Genomic DNA, 21,450 nt, shown 5'->3' on the forward strand with positions numbered 1-21,450 from the left:
GGAGCGGAATGAAGCGAAAGCTTCACGTTCCGTTCTGAAGGAGAGGTAGGGGTAGAAATGCCCCTATCGACTCTAACAGTTTCCCTTTAGGCGTTAGCTGAGAGAAAAGGCATGCTTTCGGCTAAGTTATCCTTAACTTCAATTCCCTGTTTTCTCGCCCAAAACTGGCTCAAAAAGTGAATTTGTCGCAAGCCGACAACTAAATTCAAACCGGGTACAAAAATCCACCAAACTGTTAGGGGTTCTTTGATTCCTTCTTGGCGGTACAATTCGTTCACTGTCTTGTAAAGTTTGAACTGCACGATGTAAATCCAAGCAATACCCAGCAAGGAAAACCAACCAAACCATCCGGGAACGTCAGGGTCGAATATCCGCAAAGCTTGGGGGACGGCTACTCCTAAAACAAAGGGAAGCAAGCAAAGAGTTCCCGACCAACCGCTGCCGTTATAGCGACGCAATTCTTCTTGAATAATCCATTTGTACCATCCGTAATATAGCAGCAAGCTGACTGCGGATAGCAAAATTACTCGCCACAAAGAGCGGGGTTTACCTAAAGGTTTGTCGGACATATTTAGATGTAAGATATGAATGGCTATCTTGATTGTATTAACATTTGTTAATTATTGCAAAATCATTTCTCGGATCGATCGCGCTGTTGCAGGGGCCAGCAGAACACCGTTGCGATAGTGGCCGCTGGCGATGAGAACGCGATCGTTACCGGGAAGCGTCTCGATAATTGGGGCCGGCCGCCCTTCCGGCCGCGGGCGCAATCCTGACCATTTCCTGATGATTTCAGCTTCTGCTAAACCCGGACAAAGTGATCTCGCCCTCGCCATCACTTGCGCCAACATATCAGCATTCGCCTGAATTTCCCCGCCATTTTCTGAAAACTCCACTGTCGCCCCCACCCAAAATTCCCGATCGCCCACAGGCACAATGTGAACGTCATCGCAAGTAATTACCGGCCTAAAATCAGGGTTTCCTAAAGGCTTGGCCGATCGCAAATGCAGCGCTTGTCCCAACACCGGGCGAATGTCAACCAACTGATTTAACGATGCAGTCACAGCAGCAGAACCCAAACCAGCGCACACAATTAGTCGATCGAACTCCAAACTAGCAGCAATCTCCGCTGCTTCAACTTCCACGCCAAACTGAAAAATTACCCCATTTCGTTCAGCAGCATCAACCAAAGCCAAAGTTAGCGCCGTCGGATCGACTTGCCGGTCTTGAGGTGAATAAATCGCAGCAATAATGCGATCGTTTAAAGAGAGATGAGGGCAGCGATCGCGCACTCGTTCCACATCCCAAAGTTCCAATTGCCAACCTTGAGACCGGCGAGTTGCTATCAAATTTTCCCACTTAATTAAATCCTCTCCCTCCGAACACAGCATTAAAATTCCTTGTTTGTTAAAAGGAATTTTTTGCCCCGTAACTGCTTCCAATTCGGGAATCAAAGTTGCGTAACGCTGAAGGCTGGTTTCCCTCAACTGCCAATTTCTGCCCTTAGTTTTGTGGCTGATAACTCCCATCAAAACACCGAGTGCCGCGCCAGTAGAAGCTTGTGCCGGCGGCTGTTTGTCGAACACAGTAACTTTCAGTTCGGGAAATTGACTTAGTTCAAAGGCGATTGAAGCCCCAATAATACCGCAACCAATAATTGCAACGCGAACCATTCAATTTTAGATTTTAGATTTTAGATTTTAGATTTTAGATTTTAGATTTGATAGAAGTTTTTTGTAGCGTTCTCAGCGCAAAGCGTGTCAAATTAACAGTAAAATCCTCTGTTTTTATCGTTTATCTCGAAGTCTCGATCCCCCTAAATCCCCCTTAATAAGGGGCACTTTGAATGCTCTGCCCCCCTTTTTAAGGTGGAGTTTGAATACTCTTGTCCCCCCCTTACTAAGGGGGTTAGGGGGGATCTAGACTCGACTACAAGCGATATTTATTATGGGTTTCAGTCTTAATTTGACACCCATCAACTGCCAAGCCTACAAACACCTAAAGCTATTAAGCTTTAGGAATTAGCTGCAAGAAGGTATCGAAATCATTGACAGCTTTTTGATAGCTGGCCGTGACTTTTGCATAGTCAAGGTCTTTAGCAGCAAGATCGATGTTAACCAACTCGGTAAACAAACTCTTAGTTAAATCAACAGCTTGTTGTTGAGAACTAGGCAACAAACTCGCAGAGACGGTTTTCATGGTGTTCCGCAAGTCGCCTAGAGGCCCGTGAATGTAAGTTCTGGTATCAATCCAATTCCGCTTTTGAATTAGGGTTCCCAGTTTATCCATGCGCGATCGGAACTCTGTCAGGGTAGGAACATAGCGCTGAATTTGCTGAGTCTGCGCTGCTGTGTAAGTCGTTGGAACTTTTGCTTCGACACTGCTGCAACTAACCAGAAATGCCATCAAAAACGCCATCATCAAGGCAAAAATTGAACGGGGACGAGTCATATCGATTTTAGATTTTAGATTTTAGATTTCTCGTTCTCTGGCACTGCCTGGGAATGCAGCTCGGCGAGGAGCTGGTTCACTGACCTAGCACCTAGAGTTATGTACAAAATATTATTTTACCTCCTGGCGGCGCAGAAAAGTGATCACAGAATTGCCAACTTTTTCTGACCAATGTTCTTGAGGATAATGCCCCGCTTCTTCCAGTGTGACTAACTCTGCATTTTGCAGGGAACCCACTAGCTTTTGAACTGGTTCAACACTCAGCCAAGGATCTGTCAAACCCCAGACAAATAAAGTTGGTCGAGTCCATCCTTTCAAGCCGGATTCAATTTCGGCCATTGACTGCGGCAATTGAATATTGCGGACTGTATTCATCAGCGATCGACCTGCATCCGAACTCTTCAAAAACGGGCTGCGGTAAACATCTAAATCCTTGTCTGATATTGTCTGGCGGCTGCCACCTTCGAGAGTTCTGTCAACCAAAAGCGGGTCTTGCGTCATCATGTCGCCAATAAAAGGCAGCCCCAACTGCTGCATTTTCCAAGGCAATCTTATATTTCCTGAGACTGGTGTATTGATGATGGCTAAACGCTCAATTTTATCGGGATTGCGTAAAGCGTATTGAATGCCGGCTGAAGCTAAAAATCCTTGGACAACGAGGGAAAAGCGCTCTAATTCTATAGCTTGAATAAAGCCAGCGAGGGCGTCAACAAAAGCATCGGGAGTGTAGGCAAAGTCGCGCTTGTCTGGTTTTGTCGATCGCCCGTAGCCCACCCAATCTGGGGCGATCGATCTAAATCCCTGTGCAGCCAAATCCGGCATCATTACAGTCCAGGTAAAACTCTGGGATGGCAAACCGTGCAGCAGCAGTACGGGCGGTTTACCAGTTGCGTTAACCGGATTTGTTTCCCGATAAAACCATTTCAGCGGGCCTACTTCAACTATTTTCTCATCAATTAACATTATTTTATCTGTGATTTATCAAACAATAAGGTGCGCAGTGCGCACCCTACTTACCATCTCATCGTAGGGTGCGCAGTGCGCACCTTACTTACCATCTCATCGTAGGGTGCGCATTGCGCACCTTACTTACCATCTAGTACAGCCGCGTTTAGAAATTCATTTCAGCAGCTTGAACTTTTTCGACCTGTTTCTTCTTGAGAACCAGCATGATTTGAGCGAGCATGGTTATAGCCACGAAAGCCATCAATCCTTTAACTCGACCTGCACTTTGCAGCACAATTTCCACGTCTTTTTGACCAAAGCCGCCCACATTAGGATTGTTCGTCAAAAGTTCGCCTGCTGCAACTGTTTGTCCTTCGGAAACAATCAGTTCTGGGCCGGCAGGAATCGTATCAACAACTGCTGCACCTTCTGCAGGTTGAATTGTCACTTGATAACCGCCATCTTCAGGTTGAGCAATCTTAGAAATGGTGCCAGCTACCGAAGCATTGTAAACAGTATTATTGCTCTTTTCGCCAGTAGGATAAACCTGACCGCGGCCGCGGTTGCCACCAACATAAATTTGGTATTTGCCGTAGTGAACGGACTTGTCAGTTTCCGGATTCGGCGACAAAACTGGGAATACCAATTCTTTGTACTGTTCTCCCGGTACTGGGCCCACTAAAACAATATTTTCTTGGGTTTCGCTGTAAGGTTGGAAGTAAAGATCGCCGACTTTTTCCTTCATTTCTTCGGGAATTCTGTCAGCGGGGGCAATCTTGAAACCTTCGGGCAACATCACAACTGCGCCGACATTCAAGCCACCTTTGCTACCGTCGCCGACCACTTGTTGCACGGTAGTATCGTAGGGAACTTTGACAATAGCTTCAAAGACCGTATCTGGCAAAACAGATTGCGGTACTTCAACTTGAGTCGGTTTTGCACCGAGGTGACAGTTAGCGCAAACAATCCGGCCTGTTGCTTCGCGGGGAGTAGCGGGGGCAGTTTGCTGAGCCCAGAAAGGGTAAGCAAATGCTGCTTGGGGAAGTGCGATGTCGCTGGTGAGGAAAAATGCTGCGGCTGCGATCGCAATTAAGGCTGTTTTCGCGATCGTCCTGGCACTGCGGCGAAATATCGCAGATAAATTAGTTTGTGGCATTAGAGTATTCAATCTCAAAGGTCAGACAATTTTGGATTTTGGATTTTGGATTTTGGATTTTGGATTTTGGATTTTGGATTTTGGATTATGAGACTGCTTTAGGGATGCAATTATCTGTGGTTTTCACCATTCACCCCCTATCTAAAATCTCAAATCTAAAATCCAAAATAGTTTAAGACCACCAAGGTTCTTCGCCGGTGCGGAAATCTGTTTCTTTCCAAGGGGTAAGAGCGATCTTGTCATCTGCGACAGTGGCGTGGGCCAGGGCCAGAGACAAAGGCGCTGGGCCGCGCACCACTTTGCCCTCATTGTTGTATTGAGAACCGTGGCAAGGACAGATAAACTTGTTTTCGCTAACATTCCAAGGCACGACGCAACCCAAGTGAGTGCAGACTGCATTGATGCCGTAGTCGGCGATAGATTGGTCTTCTTTCACCACAAGATAAGTGGGGTCGCCTTTGAGACCTTGGGCTAAGGTGCGATCGCCCGCCGGGTGCGAAGCCAAATATTCGCTAACGATGATGTCGTTACCCAAAGCATCTTTAGCTGTCACTCCGCCGCCAACTGCCCCACTCGCCGGAGGAACAAAATATTGGACAACGGGATAGAGTGCGCCCAGTGCCACACCTGTGACTGTACCGAACGTCAGCAAATTCATAAATTGGCGACGCCCCATATCGGGAACATCGGGATTTCCAGCAGAAGATTGAGCCATGACCTGCCTTTACGGTTTTAAGTTACGTTTGTTTGTTAGCTGTTAGCTGTTAGCGAACCTGTACGTGCAGAGGAAGGAGGATAATTGCCGTTAATCTGCTCGCACAAATTTTAGGCCGCGAAAATTCCTTTTAAGAATGCGCCTTCCAGCCTTTATTAGAGTATTATTACATTTTTTGAACTTTGTCTTTTATTGTTTAATGGATTAACTCAGGAGCAACCATGACGGGCAAGGATTTACACCAGCTACTGCTAGAAAAATGGGGAAAGTCTTACGATATCAGATTGCGGCGAACACGGGGCAAGATTTTTGTGCAAGTTATGTGGAAATATCTAGAACAGGCATCTTTTCCCATGACGGAGGCGGATTATTTCGAGCATTTGGATGCGGTGGCCAATTACCTCAACGGCTGGGGGAGCACAGAACAGGTGAGAGAATATATCGTAACTACTCGCGATCGCCCCCGCTTGGGTAAAGCTGTCAGCGTTCCCCTAGATTTGGGTGAAAGAGCCTCGGAGTGGTTGGTAGACGAGTTTTGAATCACTCAGTCGATTTTAGATTTTAGATTTTAGATTTTAGATTGGCCTTCATCATCCAGGATACAAGCCCCCGGATTCATTCCAACGCGCAGACTTAGGACCGAGAGATAAAAAACCTGTATCCGATGAAACTTGCCCCCCGAATTTATCCGTGGGGTCAATGCTTCAATTCTAAAATCTAAAATCTAAAATCTAAAATCTAAAATCGATTGACTCCACAGCCGGGATCTCGGGGAGTTCCCTAAAGTTTTGTGTCGCGCCGCGACCCGATTAGTTGAGCCCAAAGTCCCGAAAATCGATCGGCGATCTTGTCCTACGACTTGCCGCTGGTGAGAAACTAAGCTGTGGCGCATCTAATTTGCACAGGTGTTTTGATTCAAAGTCTTGTGTGGCGGGCTTTGCTGCGCGCCCCCAACTGTGGGATTTAAATGCCGCAACAGTTTCTGGGGCTTTTTAGGGGCTTTTTTAATTTTGGGCGATCGGACTTCTAGCTTACCAAAATCATCGGAACCAATTTCTGTCAACAATTTCACATACAATGAGTGTCAGATATCTTGTGAAACTTAGGAGAATGTTGTAATGGGTGTTGCACTGGGAATGGTTGAAGTCTTAGGATTTCCCGCTGCAGTAGAAGTTGCGGACTCAATGGTGAAAGCAGCCCGTGTTACTTTAGTTCGCTATGAGAAAATAACCCGCGCCTACTGGACAATTATAGTGCGAGGAGATGTTTCTGAAGTGCAAGCAGCAGTGGCTGCTGGAGTTGAATCAGTTAAAAAGGTCGATGGCGGAAAGTTGCTATCGTATCACATAATTGCTCGTCCCCACGAGAATCTGGATTACGTTTTGCCGATCGGCTATACTCCCGAAGTCGAACAGTTCCGAATGTAGTCAGTCGATTTTAGATTTTAGATTTTAGATTTTAGATTTACTTTTGTATTGAATCTGAGAGCTTGAAACTTAGTCTAAAATTTTGGGTGTTCCACTCCTTAAGTCGCGGGGTTTAACCTGCTTTTACGCGGGTTCACAGTTTTGACAAAACTTTGGTGTGGAATTTTAACTTTTAGTAATTATAGAGGCGCGGGCGATCGCGTCTCTATATTTTTTTGTGGGGAGTCGATCAATCTTTCTGTGGAGTTTTTAGCGCCCTAAAAGCTTCACCAAACCAACCCCGCCAAAATACAAGCTCAGCACCGCACCTCCTAAAAGACTTTGCGTTAAAGGATCAGTAGAAGGCGTTAAAACCGCTCCCAAAACTGCCGCTCCCAAGACTACATACCGCCAGCCGGAGAGCATTTGCTTAGAAGAAACTATGCCCAAAACACCGAGCAATACTTGGAGAATCGGGATTTGAAAAGCTAAGCCGGTGCTGAACATTAACAGCAGCACAAATTTAAAGTATTTGTCGATCGACCACAACTGCTCTACAACATCCGCCCCATAGCTAACAAAGAAGTTGAGCGCCGCCGGAATCAGAGCGATGTAAGCAAATACTAAACCGCCCAAAAATAAGAAACTCGATCCGAAAAACACAGGCCCCAGCAACCTGCGTTCTTTGCGAGTCAAACCGGGGAGAACAAACAGCGCTATCTGGTAAAAAATAAACGGACTGGCAAGGAGCAAACCGCTGTATCCGGCTACTTCGATAGAAACAAAGAAATACTCGCCCGGAGCTAGTTGCAGAAACTTGACGGGCCCGGCCGGTACTTCTAGCAGTTGCACGATGGGTTTAACTGTCAAAAAACAACCTATTACAGCGATTACTACTGCAATTAGCGAGTAAAAAATTCGCAGACGCAATTCTTCTAAATGCTCGAACAAAGACATCTCAACTTCATCGGGAAGTTCGTCGAGAAATTCGTTTTCTAAGTTGCGGGGACCCATCGCACCGCCTGCGATTGGTGCAATGCTGTTTTCCGGGCTAACTTCTTCGTCTTTTAATTTACTGACACCCACGGAATCATCGGCGATTGGTGAAATGCTATTTTCCGGGCTAACTTCTTCACCTTCTAAGTTGCTGACATCAACTGAATCATTGGCGATTGGTGAAATGCTATTTTCCGGGCTAACTTCTTCACCTTCTAAGTTGCTGACACCCACGGAATCATCGGCGATTGTTGAAATGCTATTTTCCGGGCTAACTTCTTCACCTTCTAAGTTGCTGACATCAACTGAATCATCGGCGATTGTTGAAATGCTATTTTCCGGGCTAACTTCTTCACCTTCTAAGTTGCTGACACCCACGGAATCATCGGCGATTGTTGAAATGCTATTTTCCGGGCTAACTTCTTCGTCTTCTAATTTACTGACACCCACGAAATCATCGGCGATTGGTGAAATGCTATTTTCCGGGCTAACTTCTTCGTCTTCTAATTTACTGACACCCACGAAATCATCGGCGATTGGTGCAATGCTATTTTCCGGGATAACTTGTTCGAGGTTGTTGTCGGAATCTTGTTCGGATCTCTCCAAGTCTGAGGGCACAGTCATAGGTATTTGTGATTTTATTTAAGTTTTACGTTTATTAGTCTTGGAGCTAGGTAAGTGCAAAAATCGAGTTTCCGGGTTAAGTTCCAATACGGTTGGGTTGACACTGTTTATTTCCCGAAAATCCCCCTTAAGAAGGGGGACTTTGAGATCACTCTTGTCCCCCCCTTTTTAAGGGGGGTTAGGGGGGATCGGGCTTAACCCAAGCGTATTGAGTTAAGCCCGAGATCCCTTTTAACTTTAACTCCAACCGCGCATTTTTTGGTGAACTCTTGCCACGTAACACATATAATGTCTGAGTCGTGTCGGTCAAACATAATTTTTTTAACTGTCAATCACGATCGCAATTTTGCCGACAGCCCTGCCCGTTTCGCTGTAAGCGTGGGCTGCTGCTACTTCTTGTAAGCTGTAAGTGCGATCGACAATCGGCTCAACTTTATCGGATTCTATTAACTCCCGCAAAGCCCCTAAATCGCTGGTGTTGGCATTGGCTAGAATGAATTTAGCTTTTTTACCCGATATAAACCAGCTCGTTAACATCGGTGCGAGGTTCTCGAAACTTGGCAAAGTCGAGATATAAACTCCCTCTGGTTGCAGCACTTTTTCGCATTCAGCAAATGTTCTTGTCCCCACAGCATCTAAAATTATATCATATTTATCGGCTTTTTGAGTAAAGTCAATTTCTGCGTAATCCAGCACAAAATCGGCTCCCAAACTCTTGACCAATTCTCTATTTTTTGCACTGCAAACTCCCGTTACTTCCGCATTCATTGCTTTCGCAATGTGCACGGCAAAAGTGCCGACTCCGCCGGAAGCGCCGTTAATCAATACTTTATTTCCTGCTTGAATTTGACCCAAATCCCTGAGCGATTGCAAAGCAGTTAAACCTGCGATGGGTACTGCTGCTGCTTCTGCATGAGTGATGTTTTTCGGTTTAATTGCCGCATCCGATTCTGCCACGACTGCGTATTCGGCGCAAGCACCCCCACTGATGGGATTTAAGAAGGTATAAACTTCATCTCCGGGTTGAAATTTGGTCACTTCCCGGCCGACTTCCACCACAACTCCCGAAATGTCAGAACCGACGATTCGAGGAAAGTTAAATCCTGTTAATAGTTGCAGGTGTCCTTGCCGGATTTTCCAGTCTACGGGATTGACGCTGCTAGCGCGAACTCGCACTAACAATTCGTTGGATTTGGCGATCGGCTTTTCCAACTCTCGGTATTGCAATTCCTCGGCTGAACCGTAGCGATCGAACGCAACTGCTTTCATGGCAAATTTTCCGGTTTATTTCCAATAGAACACTCAATCCTTTACAATTACAGCACATTCGATCTCAATGTGACACAGTAAATTGAGCTAGCCTTGTAGCAGCGCGCGATCGACTCTTGGATGCCTCCAGACAAGGGGCAGGCGTGAGGCAATGGGTTCGCTGGCAAGCGTGCGATGGCTAGGGATTAAAGTTAATAGGCACGGGGCGGCCTATCCCATAACCCTGAGCATAATCTACTCCAATCTCCCGCAATTTTTCTAAGATAGCCTCGTCTTCGACAAACTCAGCTATAGTTTCAAGATTCATCGCATGGGCAATACCATTAAAGCCTTCAACCAGCGCTTGAGAAATCAAATTATGACTAATATTCTTGACAAAAGCACCATCAATTTTTAGATAATCCACTGGTAAATTCATCAGATAAGCAAAGGAACTCAACCCACTGCCAAAATCATCTAAAGCAAAGCAACACCCAATCTTTTTGAGTTCGCTCATGAAATATCTGGCTTGCTCAAAGTTTGCGATTGCTGCGGTTTCCGTGATTTCAAAACCAATGGTTTGTGGGGGTACTTTGTAGCGATAAAATTGTTCGATTAAAAACCTCAGAAACTGATTGTTACTAATGCTAGCCCCAGAAAGATTTATCGTATACAAGCCTTGACTAAGAACATCTTTCTCCGGCAATTTGTGATAATTAGAGAAAAATTTTTCGATTACCCAACAATCAATCTCAGTTATCAAGCCGTAACGCTCGGCGGCGGGAATAAACTCATTTGGAGATACTACTTCTCCATTTTCGTCCACCATTCTGAGCAAAATCTCATAATGCTCTACTAATGGTTGAGAGGTAATAGAGACAATTTTTTGGTAATAGAGAGAAAAACGATTGGTTTCCAGCGCTCGGCTGATTTTGGAAATCAACTGCCTCTCACCACGTTGTTTAATTAGTTCGCTATCATCCAGACTATAAATATGAACACAGTTGCGGCCTCTGGCTTTGGCGGCATAACAAGCTGCATCAGCAGCTCCCAGAAGCTCCCTCAAATCTTGGCTGGTTTGGTCAATAGCAACAACTCCAATGCTGACTCCGATGATAAAGGTTTGGCCATTCCAAATAAACCGAAACTGATGCACTAGATCTTTGAGATTTTCCGCAATCTGAGCTGCTTGAGAGAGCGAACATTGAGTGAGCAAAATGCCAAATTCATCACCTCCCAAGCGAGCCAGCATATCATTAGCACGGACTCCCTGTTGAATAAGTATGGTGATTTGGCGCAGTAGCTCATCGCCAGCAATATGACCTACGGTATCGTTAACGACTTTGAACTGATCTAAATCTAAATAACAGAGAGCGTGCTGGTGATTGCTATCTTTAACAGAGGCGATCGCCTTAACTAGCTCCTCCTCAAATCTTCGACGGTTGATTAACCCCGTTAGGGCATCGTGATTGGCTTCCCAAGAGAGTTGACGGCTGAGATGGCGCGATTCAGTAACATCATGAAAGACCATAACTGCCCCGATAATTTGACCTTTACGGTCTCGAATCGGTGCTGCCGAGTCAGCAATGGGATACTCGGTTCCATCATGGCCAATCAGAATCGTATTGTTAGCTAAGCCCACAATTCGCTCCTCTAATAGAGCCTTGTTTATAGGATTCTCTACTGGCTCTCGTGTTACTAGATCAACAATTAAGAAGACTGTAGAGAAAGGAACTCCTTGAACCTCATGAGTTTTCCAGCCAGTCAGCCGCTCAGCTATAGGATTGAAATATCTTACCTTACCTTGGGCATCAGTAGTAATGACCGCATCGCCAATGGATTCCAGTGTCACTTGAGCCAATTCCTTTTCGGCAAAGAGAGACTCTTCGAGACGTTGCCGTTGTTCAATTTCTATCAATAGACGTAAGTTCTGCTTTTGGAGGCTTTGTTGCAGCCGTCGGATAGTTAGGTGCGTTTCGACACGAGCTAATACTTCTTCGACTTGAAATGGCTTAGCAATATAATCTACCCCTCCAGCAGCCAACGCTTGCACCTTATTAAAAGTTTCATTTAGCGCACTCAAAAAAATTATTGGAATCTCTGCCGTGCGCTCGTCAGACTTTAATTGTCGGCAAACTTCATAGCCATCGATATCGGGCAACTTAATATCTAGTAATATTAACTCTGTCGATGGAGATTGGGCGGCTCGGATCGCCATTGCCCCTGTTATAGCACTGCGAACTTTATAACCCTCTTCCCTCAAAGTATCCCTGAGAAGACGCAGGTTATCAGGCAAATCATCAACAATTAAAATATTGCCTCGGTAGTTTGTAGCTCGATCGCTAACCCTATCGCTAGTTCTATCAACAATCATACTCATCTCCCTAGTTTCTTGCTAGAGGAATATAAACATATGCACAAATAGTATAGTTTAATTATTCGGTTAAAAAAGTCACATTACCCACAAAGAAGTCCTGCGATCCCGGAGATATGGGGCTGGCAAGGGGGCGCAACCATACAAAATCTGAATAGTTCGGTTAGAGGCAGCCCCCCGTGGTTGCCCTTCTTCGCTTCGCCTAACATCAGAAGAAGAGTGTTTCAACCCAAGCAGCCGATTTATGAACAAGCGCATTTCTCACATGGCAAGTCTACTCCTCATTGCGATCGGATGTCTCGTGCTGCTGGGTTGGCAATTTGAGATCTCCCTACTCAAAAGTGGTTTTCCCGGTATGACTTCGACCATGAAAGCAAACACGGCAATTTGCTTTTTGCTGGCTGGAGGGTCTTTAAGATTGTTGCAGTACCAAAGAACCCGACTGCACAATCGCATCGCTCAAGGGATGGCAGGATTCATAATCATCATCACTCTGCTGACGCTGAGCCAATATATTTTTGCTTGGAAGCTGGGTATTGATCAGTGGCTTTTCCCAGATTACGTGTCTTCAGCGACTCTTTATCCGGGAAGAATGGGAGTAAGTACCGCCCTAAATTTTGTGCTGATGGGACTAGCACTGTTACTGTTAGGGCAAAATTCCCAATGGGACACTTGGTTGGCTCAGATTTTTAGTAGTGTTGCAGCTTTAATTTCTCTACTAGCTTTATTTGGATACCTATTCAATGTCGATATTCTTGAATGTTTGGTCACAATTACGACGACTCAACCCGTAAACACGATCGCCACCTTTTTCATCCTCTATGGAGGAATTTTATTGCTCCGCCCCAAGGAAGGATTAATGCAAGTAGTAACCAGTCCCCTGGTAGGCGGAGTAATGGTTCGGTGGTTGCTGCCTTGGGGGACAATCTTTCCAGTGACACTGAACTGGTTCACTCTTCAGGGACAAAAGTTAGGCTGGTATAACGCTAATTTTGGCTATACATTGCGTTCAACTGTTATGGTTTTCACATTCTCAATTCTCATCTTGGGGACGGCTCGATTTTTGAATCAGATAGATTACCAGCGCCAACAAGCCGAAGCAGAAATTAAAAAACTTAACGAAACTTTAGAAATTCTTGTGGCTGAACGAACAGATGCTTTACAAAAATCGCAGGCTCGTTTTGCAGGAATTCTAGAAATCGCCAATGATGCAATTATTTCAGTCGATCGCACTCAACGTATTACCCTGTTTAATCAAGGAGCCGAAAAGATTTTTGGCTATAAATTTGAGGATATTTTAGGGAAGCCACTGAATTTACTCCTGCCAGAACAGTTTAGAGATGCACATCCGCAGCATATCAAACAATTTGCACACTCTTCTAGCAGAGCGCGAAGGATGGGAGAACGAGGCGAGATTTTGGGGCGTCGTCAAGATGGAACGCAGTTTTCGGCTGAAGCCTCTATTTCTAAGCTGGAAATGGGAGACGAAACGGTATTTACTGTTATTATGCGCGATATTAGCGATCGCAAGCAAGTAGAAGCATCACTGGCTCACATGGCAGCGATTGTGGAATACTCTGGTGAGGCAGTTATTAGCAAGTCATTAGACGGCATCATTTTAACCTGGAACAATGCAGCAGAAAAAATCTTTGGCTACAAGGCTGAAGAAATCATAGGACAATCGATCGCCATTCTAATTCCCCCCAATATTACCTACGAAGAACAGCAAATCCTAGAAAAGATTCGACAAGGAGAAACGGTTGAAAACTATGAAACCGTGCGTGTCCGAAAAGATGGACAGCTTATCCACGTATCTTGTACCGTATCACCTCTGAAGGACACAACAGGCAGAATTACTGGGTGTTCTGTAATTAAACGCGACATCACCGATCGCAAACGAGCTGAAATAAATCGCCAACAAATTGAGATGGCTTTACGAAACAGTGAAGAGCAGTTTCGCCATGCGTTTGAAGATGCCTCTATCGGGATGGCGCTCGTTTCACTTGATGGACACTGGATTAAAGTCAATCCTGCCTTATGTCAGATTCTTGGCTACTCCTCAGAAGAGTTGTTAGCGTTAACTTTCCAAGACATTACCCATCCTGACGATTTAGACGGGGATCTTAGTTATGCACATCAACTATTAGCAGGAACAATTTCAACTTACCAACTGGAAAAACGGTATTTCCATAAACAAGGACATATTATTTGGATTATTCTTGATGGCTCGCTAGTACAAGATGGACAGGGAAATCCACTGCATTTTATTGCTCAGCTCCAAGACATTACCGCTCGAAAAGAAGCTCAAAAGACGCTAGAGCTTCAAAGCGTTATCATGAATAACATGGCAGGAGGAGTGTGTTTAATCAAAGCCTCAGACCTCATGATCGTCTACACCAATCCTACCTTTGACGCTATGTTTGGCTACACAGAGGGCGAACTAGCAGGTCAATCCGTTGGTGTCTTGAATTATGTTGATACAAACGTTACACCAGATGTAACCGTTCTAAATATCGTCACTCAAATTGAACACACCGGGGAAGCGAAATATGAAGTCCACAATAAAAAGAAAGATGGAAGTCTCTTTTGGTGCAGAGTTCATACATCCAGGTTTGAGCATCCTGAATACGGAACTGTATATGTTGCCGTTCAGGAGGACGCAACAGAGCTAAAACTGGCTGAGCAAGCCTTGCAAGCTACCACAAATCGCCTCAACTTTCTTCTCAACTACAGCCCCGTCGTCATTTTTAGCAGTAAACCTGCTGGCGATTATGGAGCAACGTTCATCAGCGAAAATATCAAAGATATATTGGGCTACGAAAGCAGAGAGTTTTTACAAGATTCTAAATTTTGGGTGAATCACTTACACCCCGATGATGTAGAACCAGTGGTTAATGGCTTAGCAAATGTATTCGTTAATGATTTTTATTTACACGAATACCGTTTTCGTCGGTCGGATGGGGTTTATCGCTGGATGCTCAGTCAGCTTAGGCTAATTCGAGATCGTTCAGGTACACCAGTAGAAATCTTGGGATATTTAATTGACATTAGCGATCGCAAACAAGCTGAGTTGGAATTTCACCAGGCAAATGAAGCAAACCAAGCCAAGACTGTCTTCCTCGCCAACATGAGCCACGAACTCCGCACCCCCCTGAACTCAATTTTAGGATTCACGCAATTGATGAGCTATGAGAGAAATCTGGCTCCTTCTATTCAAGAACGTTTACAAATTGTCAATCGTAGCGGTAGACATTTGTTGGACTTGATTAACGATATTTTAGATTTATCCAAAATAGAGAGCGGACGGATGACACTCAATCTTTCTGACTTTGATTTGACAATTTTGCTGGGTTCTATTGAAGAAATGTTCCAAGTTAAAGTCCAATCTAAAGAATTGCAACTAATTTTCGATCCCGCTCCCGACATTCCTCAATTTGTGCATAGCGACGAGAAAAAACTTTATCAAGTCTTGGTCAATCTGCTCGGAAATGCGATTAAGTTTACCAATCAAGGAAGCGTCACCCTACGGGTAAGAGCAAAACAAAGAGACCAAACATCCTGTCACCTATGTTTTGAAGTTGAGGATACAGGCGTGGGAATTGCGCCCACAGAAATTGATAGCCTATTTAAGGTATTTGTGCAAGCCCAAGCTGGGAATAATTTGAGTCAAGGCAGTGGGCTTGGTTTAGCCATCAGTCAAAAACTCGTCAAACTCATGGGCGGTCAGATTCGGGTTAAAAGCACTTTGCACCGAGGTAGCACTTTTTCCTTTGAAATTGCTGTAGAGTTACCTCAAGCAGAGTGCTTACTCCCAGAATCAATTAATCAAAAAATAATTGGTTTAGCTCCCGGACAACCAACTTACCGCATTCTTATTGTTGAAGATTTAGAAGAAAATCGTCGCTGGTTAGTCGAGATCCTGACTTCGGTTGGCTTTGAGGTAAGAGAAGCAAAACAGGGAGGGGAGGCACTCTCACTGTGGGAAAGTTGGCGGCCGCACCTGATTCTGATGGATCTACGAATGCCGATCGTGGATGGCTACACAGCTACTAAATATATTAGAGAACGCCCTCTGAGCCAAGAAACTGTCATTATTGCTTTAACTGCCAGTATTTTTGAAGAAGAGCGAGAGAAAGTTCTTATGACTGGCTTTAACGACTTTATAAGCAAGCCATTTCAGCAGAGAGACATCTTTGACAAAATCGCTAAATATTTGGCAGTGGAATATATCTACGAAGTCGTAGAACAAACTCCACAAAAACAATTAGTTGAAACGGTGTCTGTAGAAGATATATCCATGATGCCCCCTCAGTGGTTAGAAGAAATGTATCACGCCGCTTACTATCTCGATACGGAAGTTATGAACGAATTAATTTTACAAATTCCCGAATCCAAAGCAAGTTTTTCCAACGCCCTAACGGATTATATCAATAATTTTAATTCTGACCGAATTATGGAGTTAATTCGACCTCTGCTGCCGAATCCACTGTAGTTAGGGAGTTTAATGACAAAGAAGCTATAGTGCTGTAAGCAGTTGCTATATTTCCAATAGAAATCCACAGGTGAAAGGCTTGGGAAGTTTTTGGATAGGCCTATTGCAGATATCTATCAGCATGAGGAAATGGCATATACATTAGATGGAATGTGCTGTATCATATAGCAATTATATTTTTGGCGTGAAGGGGATTTATTTTTTTATTAACCGCAGAGGGCGCAGAGGTCACAGAGAAAGAGAAAAGAGAGACATAAATGATTGATTTAACCGGAAAGGTAATTTTAGTAACTGGTGGCTCGAAAGGGATTGGTGCAGTGACGGTACGGACTCTGGTTAATGCTGGGGCTGAGGTGATTTTGCATTACTTTCGCAGTCAGAAAGAAGCTGAAGCGATCGCAGCAAGTGTTGCGCGCGATCGCTGTTATTTATTGGCAGCGGATTTGAGGGTGGAAAACGCGGCCTCGACTTTGTGGCAAGATGCTTTAAAATGGCGCGGTCATATTGATATTTTAGTTAATAATGCCGGGATTATGCAGTCAGCGGGTATCGAGGACAAATTCGATATTTGGTCTTCAGCTTGGCAGCAAACTCTACAAGTAAATTTAGTTGCCGTTGCCGATTTGTGCCGGGAATCTATTCTGCATTTTCAAACTCGCAGAGTCGGTACAATTATTAATATAGCAAGTCGCGCTGCTTTTCGCGGCGATGACCCGAATTATCTGCACTACGCGGCTTCTAAAGGTGCTATTGTTGCTTTAACTCGCAGTATTGCTAGAGGGTTTGCGGCTGATAATATTTTGGCTTTTACAGTTGCACCGGGATTTGTCAGTACAGAAATGTCTGATCAGTTTATTCAGGAGTTCGGTGAAGCTGATATTATTCGCGATATCCCGATCGGCAAAATCGCTCCTCCTCAAGATGTTGCCAATGTTATCGCGTTTTTAGCGTCGGGTTTAGCTGCACACGCTACCGGGACTACGATCGATATTAATGGAGCTTCTTACGTGCATTGAGACAATTCAGTAAAATACCTCTCAAGGCTCACGCTGACACCTTTTAAAACAAACTAATTTATCACTTTAGCAAGACGCTAAAAACATCATAAATGACTTAATGTTAGATGAAAAGACCATCTGAGGAAAGTTGATTATGACAACAGATAACGGCACCAACACCAAACGAGTTGCCATACTCATCGAAAATGGAGTAGAAGATTCGGAATTTCTAGTTCCTTACAACGCCTTAAAACAAGCAAACTTTGATGTAGTTGTCCTCGGTTCGCGGACAAACGAAAAGTATGCAGGGAAACAAGGAAAAGTTGCCCAGCAGGCTGACGGAACTACCACTGAAGCAGTACCCGCAGAATTCGATGCAGTGATAATTCCCGGCGGTATGGCTCCCGATATGATGCGGACTAATCCCAATACAGTACGTTTTGTACGAGAAGCATTTGAGCAAGGAAAAATCGTCGCTGCTGTGTGCCATGGCCCGCAAGTTTTGATTGAAGCCGACTTGCTGAAAGGCAAAAATGCGACGGGTTTCTTGGCAATTAAAACAGACATGATTAATGCCGGAGCTAACTACATTAACGAAGCTTTAGTAGTTGACGGCAACTTGATTACTTCCCGCCAACCGGGAGATTTAGCAATATTTACCACGGCAATTCTGGCTCGCCTCGGTTACGGCGGAAAAGCAGTCGGTTTGCCAGAAGAAACTGACACAAATGCAGAATGGTGGAAATTAGCTAATGGTTGGGGAGGCTCCACACAAGGCGACATTGTTAAAGGTTTGAATACCGCCCTCGCAGGGGAACGCTATGCTTGCGAAGCATTTGAAAATTATGCGGAAAAAACCCAAGATAGCGATTTGCGATCGCTCTTGAGAGAAATGATTCAAAACAAACAGAACCACATCCTCGCTCTCGAAAAACGCCTCAACGATTTCGGTGAAAAGCCCTCAATTCCTGCCCAAATTGCTGACAAATACGCTAAATTAAAAACCTCGATGCAAGGAACGGATGAAACGTTTTTGCTGCGGAGCACTCTCGGTGAGTTGCAAACCGGTGTTGTCGATGTCAACAACCTGCGGGTGAAGTTCACAGATCCGGTATCAACCGCTATTTTGACAGAGATAGAATCGGATTTGTCCAAGTGTGAACAAGTCGTTGCTAAACTCTACCGCGCCCGTGCAGTTTCCCAGGAAATTAAGTCGCCTAAACCTTCGACTAGCCCTGCTGTCAAAATGTAATCAGCAAGGGGATAAATAAGTTTGGAGTTTTTGTGAGAGGTGAAAACCTGCACCAATATCGCAACTACAAACTTGCTCTGCAATCCTACAATATACCCCTTTGCGGTAAAATAAAACCCAACACTAAAAAGCAGATATTCAACTAACTGCAAGGTGGAGGGTTTTATTTTTGTTTCAGCGGAACATGGCGGGTTTGAAGGAAGCTTGCGGCATCCGGGGGCGGTACAAGCCCCCCTATTCATCCCTGCAGAAATAAAAAATATAGTATCGGATAACCAGCCCCCGCATACATCCGTAAAGTCGCTTTCTTCTAATCTAAAATCTAAAATCTAAAATCTAAAATCGATTGCCTTGTTCCCTCTTCCTTTAGACAGGAGACACCTGGGCAATAAATGCGCTACTGTGTTGCCAATATTTTGATGAGGAAAAAAAGGCTGTGGTTCCCTTACGCGATGAAAATCCCATTACTATCACTCCCTACGTCACCTACGGGCTGATTGCCGCAAACATATTAGTATTTTTGTACGAACTCAGTTTGGGCGATCGAGAATTAACCCAATTCTTCTACTCTTGGGCCGTAATTCCTTGCCAGTTAAGCAATATGTGTAAGGTTGCTCTGCCAGTTTCGCCATTTCCCGAATGGACGACACTAATTAGCTCCCAATTCCTGCACGCAGGCTTTCTCCACATTGCCGGAAATATGTTATTTCTGTGGATTTTTGGCAACAACGTAGAAGACCGTTTAGGACACGTCAAATTTATAATATTTTACCTTACTTGCGGCGTTTTAGCATCACTAACTCAGTGGTATTTTTCCTCAACATCTGCCATTCCGTCCCTAGGTGCTAGCGGCGCGATCGCAGGCGTGATGGGAGCTTACATTCTCAGATATCCCCAAGCCAAAGTTCTGACATTGCTACCCTTGGGAATCTTTATTACCACCGTCAGAGTCCCCGCTTTCTTCTTTCTAGGATTTTGGTTTGCACAGCAAGCATTGAGCGGCCTGGCTTCCTTAAATGCCCCGGCAAGTGTCGGCATGGAATCCGGGGGAGTCGCCTACTGGGCCCACGCCGGAGGCTTTGTTTTCGGCGCTATTCTCGGCCCTTTGTTGGGACTTTTTTCTGACGAAAATCAGATTTAATTTAAAACCGCAGATGAACGCCAATAAACGCAGATAAACTGCCTACAAATGGGCGTTTATCTGCGTTTATTGCCAGTTTAAAACCTCGGATTTTTATCAAACTTCGGTGCTATTCTCTGGCATTTGTGGGGCTTGTTTTCTAAAGATAATCAGGTTTACTTTTTTACCCCCAGATAAACAAAAATTAACGCAGATAAAGCCAACACAATCGGCGTTTATCTGCGTTAATTTGCGGTTTCAAACCTCTTATCTTTCTAGATAAACGTCAAGTCAAATCCCGAAAGAGAAGAAACCCCAGTTACACCATTTAACTTCGCCAAAATGCGAGAATCGCTGCCGGTGAGGTTATTGCCATTGCCGTCATAAATGATGTAAGTATTGCCGCCGGAATCGTAGGCAAACAAGAAAGCACTTCCTCCCAGAATATTTGCAGAAACAGTTGTCTGCACATTCAGCAGAACTTGACTGCCATTGCTGAGATTGGGGAATCCGGGGGCAAAATTAAACTGATCGGCGATCGGCACACCGAGACCGCTAAAATCAGTAATCACATCGTATCCGCCCGCCGCGATCGCAGCCTCGATCGCCGCCGAAGAAGCCGCATCAAACGCAGGGCCACCTTGTGCAGGGCTGGTATAGCGGAATTGATTGCTGCCGCCGCCCCCTGTCATGGTATCAGCGCCGAGGCCCCCTACAATCACGTCGTTATCCACACCGCCGTTAATCGTATCGTTGCCGCCTTGACCATCAATAGTATCGCTGCCCGCCAAAGCGTCCAAATTGTCCGGCAAAGAACCCCCAACTAAATTGTTAGGCCCGCTATCTGCAGGCAAGATTTGAACGGTGACAGTACCTACGCCCGGAATTGTTCCGAATCCGTCGCTGACGCTGTAGGTGAAAGCAGTTGTACCCGCTACGTTGCCGGGGATGAATTGCACTTGAGAGACAAGATTTACAGCTATCCCCAGTTGCGGTGTGCTGACATTAATAATGCTGAGCGTCCCTTTTTGCGGGCTGGAATCGTTCGCCAGTACGTCGATAAAAGTGGGCAGCAAATTATTCGTATTGGTAAATACGATGCCGTCATCCACAACTATTGGCGGCAGGAGAGTTGGAACAGTTACGGAGGTATCAAAAGAATTGATGTTAATTGCGACTGAGGCTGCTGCCGTCCCGCCTTGGTCGTCAGCTACGCTGTAGCTGAAAGAACCGGCTTGCCCGATCACGTTTGTTCCCGGTTGAAATGTCAGCCCAAGTAAATCCTGAACGGTTAACTTTTGGTTCACGGTGACGGGGCTCGTACCGGTAGTTACCTGACCAAAAGTAGGATTGGGAAGTCCCACTACGGCGATCGACAGTGGATCGCCCTCCGGGTCGCTGGGCGCCGAAATGCTCAGAGACAGAGGCAAATTCTGCAAACCAGTCACCGTTTTGCCAGCTTCCACGATCGGCGGCTGGTTAGGAGTCGGAGATGTAAAACTCGGCGGAGTCGGCCCCCCGCCCAAAGGCGGAGGAGTTGGGGGCGCCGCAGTTGGAGTCGGGACGATCGAAGGACTCGGACTTGGGGTTGTCCCGCCCGCAGTCGGAGTCGGACTCGGACTCGGACTCGTACCCGGAACCTGTATCGGCAATGGCTCCGTTATTGTCCCGGG

The 21,450-nt window shown here is 45.3% G+C and carries 16 protein-coding genes; 6 read left to right on the top strand and 10 right to left on the bottom strand.

Features of this window, described 5'->3' with window-relative positions; translation table 11 throughout:
- Positions 1 to 86: 86 nt before the first annotated feature.
- From QUB77_RS11530 to petC, 6 genes are all read right to left on the bottom strand, one after another.
- The gene (locus QUB77_RS11530) at positions 87 to 569 is read right to left on the bottom strand and encodes a hypothetical protein (protein WP_333170474.1); all 483 of its coding nucleotides are present in this window, start codon (positions 567 to 569) and stop codon (positions 87 to 89) included.
- Positions 570 to 620: 51 nt separating this feature from the next.
- On the bottom strand, positions 621 to 1,673 hold the full coding sequence (locus QUB77_RS11535; RefSeq protein ID WP_333170473.1) for an FAD-dependent oxidoreductase: 1,053 nt from the start codon (positions 1,671 to 1,673) through the stop codon (positions 621 to 623).
- Positions 1,674 to 2,007: 334 nt separating this feature from the next.
- Positions 2,008 to 2,451 carry a photosystem II protein PsbQ gene (gene psbQ / locus QUB77_RS11540; protein ID WP_333170472.1) on the bottom strand — a complete coding sequence of 148 codons (444 nt, stop codon included), beginning with the start codon at positions 2,449 to 2,451 and terminating at the stop codon, positions 2,008 to 2,010.
- Between the two features lie 111 nt (positions 2,452 to 2,562).
- Positions 2,563 to 3,414, bottom strand: a complete 852-nt coding sequence (locus tag QUB77_RS11545) for an alpha/beta fold hydrolase (protein ID WP_333170471.1) — start codon at positions 3,412 to 3,414, stop codon at positions 2,563 to 2,565.
- A 148-nt stretch (positions 3,415 to 3,562) separates the two neighbouring features.
- A complete protein-coding gene (gene petA, locus QUB77_RS11550; protein WP_333170470.1) occupies positions 3,563 to 4,552 on the bottom strand; it encodes a cytochrome f in 990 nt (329 codons plus the stop codon).
- A 172-nt stretch (positions 4,553 to 4,724) separates the two neighbouring features.
- A complete protein-coding gene (gene petC / locus QUB77_RS11555) occupies positions 4,725 to 5,267 on the bottom strand; it encodes a cytochrome b6-f complex iron-sulfur subunit (protein ID WP_333170469.1) in 543 nt (180 codons plus the stop codon).
- 221 nt (positions 5,268 to 5,488) lie between these two features.
- Between petC and QUB77_RS11560 the strand changes: the two genes are divergently transcribed.
- Positions 5,489 to 5,806, top strand: coding sequence for a DUF3067 family protein (locus QUB77_RS11560; protein ID WP_006631237.1), 318 nt, complete (start codon positions 5,489 to 5,491; stop codon positions 5,804 to 5,806).
- A gap of 579 nt (positions 5,807 to 6,385) precedes the next feature.
- Positions 6,386 to 6,694, top strand: a complete 309-nt coding sequence (locus QUB77_RS11565; protein ID WP_332957925.1) for a carbon dioxide-concentrating mechanism protein CcmK — start codon at positions 6,386 to 6,388, stop codon at positions 6,692 to 6,694.
- Positions 6,695 to 6,943: 249 nt separating this feature from the next.
- Here QUB77_RS11565 and tatC read toward each other — a convergent pair whose 3' ends face one another.
- From tatC to QUB77_RS11580, 3 genes are all read right to left on the bottom strand, one after another.
- Positions 6,944 to 7,687, bottom strand: coding sequence for a twin-arginine translocase subunit TatC (gene tatC, locus QUB77_RS11570; RefSeq protein ID WP_333170481.1), 744 nt, complete (start codon positions 7,685 to 7,687; stop codon positions 6,944 to 6,946).
- Positions 7,688 to 8,614: 927 nt separating this feature from the next.
- Complete coding sequence (locus tag QUB77_RS11575; RefSeq protein WP_333170468.1) at positions 8,615 to 9,562, bottom strand: NAD(P)-dependent alcohol dehydrogenase; 948 nt, start codon at positions 9,560 to 9,562, stop codon at positions 8,615 to 8,617.
- 178 nt (positions 9,563 to 9,740) lie between these two features.
- Positions 9,741 to 11,915, bottom strand: a complete 2,175-nt coding sequence (locus tag QUB77_RS11580) for an EAL domain-containing protein (RefSeq protein ID WP_333170467.1) — start codon at positions 11,913 to 11,915, stop codon at positions 9,741 to 9,743.
- A gap of 244 nt (positions 11,916 to 12,159) precedes the next feature.
- Between QUB77_RS11580 and QUB77_RS11585 the strand changes: the two genes are divergently transcribed.
- From QUB77_RS11585 to QUB77_RS11600, 4 genes are all read left to right on the top strand, one after another.
- Positions 12,160 to 16,407 (top strand): PAS domain S-box protein, encoded by a 4,248-nt coding sequence (locus QUB77_RS11585; protein WP_333170466.1) that lies wholly within the window; start codon positions 12,160 to 12,162, stop codon positions 16,405 to 16,407.
- Between the two features lie 257 nt (positions 16,408 to 16,664).
- Positions 16,665 to 17,423, top strand: coding sequence for an SDR family oxidoreductase (locus tag QUB77_RS11590; RefSeq protein WP_333170465.1), 759 nt, complete (start codon positions 16,665 to 16,667; stop codon positions 17,421 to 17,423).
- A 136-nt stretch (positions 17,424 to 17,559) separates the two neighbouring features.
- Entirely contained in the window at positions 17,560 to 18,657 is a 1,098-nt protein-coding gene (locus tag QUB77_RS11595) for a DJ-1/PfpI/YhbO family deglycase/protease (RefSeq protein WP_333170464.1), read from the top strand.
- Positions 18,658 to 19,093: 436 nt separating this feature from the next.
- Positions 19,094 to 19,798, top strand: coding sequence for a rhomboid family intramembrane serine protease (locus QUB77_RS11600; protein ID WP_333170463.1), 705 nt, complete (start codon positions 19,094 to 19,096; stop codon positions 19,796 to 19,798).
- A 254-nt stretch (positions 19,799 to 20,052) separates the two neighbouring features.
- Here QUB77_RS11600 and QUB77_RS11605 read toward each other — a convergent pair.
- A partial coding sequence (locus QUB77_RS11605; protein WP_333170462.1) for an Ig-like domain-containing protein occupies positions 20,053 to 21,450 on the bottom strand: 1,398 nt, incomplete at its 5' end.

It is taken from the genome of Microcoleus sp. AT9b-C3, from assembly GCF_036705485.1.
Taxonomy (GTDB): Bacteria; Cyanobacteriota; Cyanobacteriia; order Cyanobacteriales; family Microcoleaceae; genus Microcoleus.

Excerpts from the sequence above, each read along its gene's own strand:
- petC (WP_333170469.1), bottom strand. The coding sequence starts at position 5,267 with ATGGCTCAATCTTCTGCTGGAAATCCCGATGTTCCCGATATGGGGCGT.
- QUB77_RS11585 (WP_333170466.1), top strand. The coding sequence starts at position 12,160 with ATGAACAAGCGCATTTCTCACATGGCAAGTCTACTCCTCATTGCGATC.
- QUB77_RS11535 (WP_333170473.1), bottom strand. The coding sequence starts at position 1,673 with ATGGTTCGCGTTGCAATTATTGGTTGCGGTATTATTGGGGCTTCAATC.
- QUB77_RS11560 (WP_006631237.1), top strand. The coding sequence starts at position 5,489 with ATGACGGGCAAGGATTTACACCAGCTACTGCTAGAAAAATGGGGAAAG.
- tatC (WP_333170481.1), bottom strand. The coding sequence starts at position 7,687 with ATGGGTCCCCGCAACTTAGAAAACGAATTTCTCGACGAACTTCCCGAT.
- QUB77_RS11590 (WP_333170465.1), top strand. The coding sequence starts at position 16,665 with ATGATTGATTTAACCGGAAAGGTAATTTTAGTAACTGGTGGCTCGAAA.
- QUB77_RS11575 (WP_333170468.1), bottom strand. The coding sequence starts at position 9,562 with ATGAAAGCAGTTGCGTTCGATCGCTACGGTTCAGCCGAGGAATTGCAA.
- QUB77_RS11545 (WP_333170471.1), bottom strand. The coding sequence starts at position 3,414 with ATGTTAATTGATGAGAAAATAGTTGAAGTAGGCCCGCTGAAATGGTTT.
- QUB77_RS11595 (WP_333170464.1), top strand. The coding sequence starts at position 17,560 with ATGACAACAGATAACGGCACCAACACCAAACGAGTTGCCATACTCATC.
- QUB77_RS11565 (WP_332957925.1), top strand. The coding sequence starts at position 6,386 with ATGGGTGTTGCACTGGGAATGGTTGAAGTCTTAGGATTTCCCGCTGCA.
- petA (WP_333170470.1), bottom strand. The coding sequence starts at position 4,552 with ATGCCACAAACTAATTTATCTGCGATATTTCGCCGCAGTGCCAGGACG.
- QUB77_RS11530 (WP_333170474.1), bottom strand. The coding sequence starts at position 569 with ATGTCCGACAAACCTTTAGGTAAACCCCGCTCTTTGTGGCGAGTAATT.
- psbQ (WP_333170472.1), bottom strand. The coding sequence starts at position 2,451 with ATGACTCGTCCCCGTTCAATTTTTGCCTTGATGATGGCGTTTTTGATG.
- QUB77_RS11580 (WP_333170467.1), bottom strand. The coding sequence starts at position 11,915 with ATGATTGTTGATAGAACTAGCGATAGGGTTAGCGATCGAGCTACAAAC.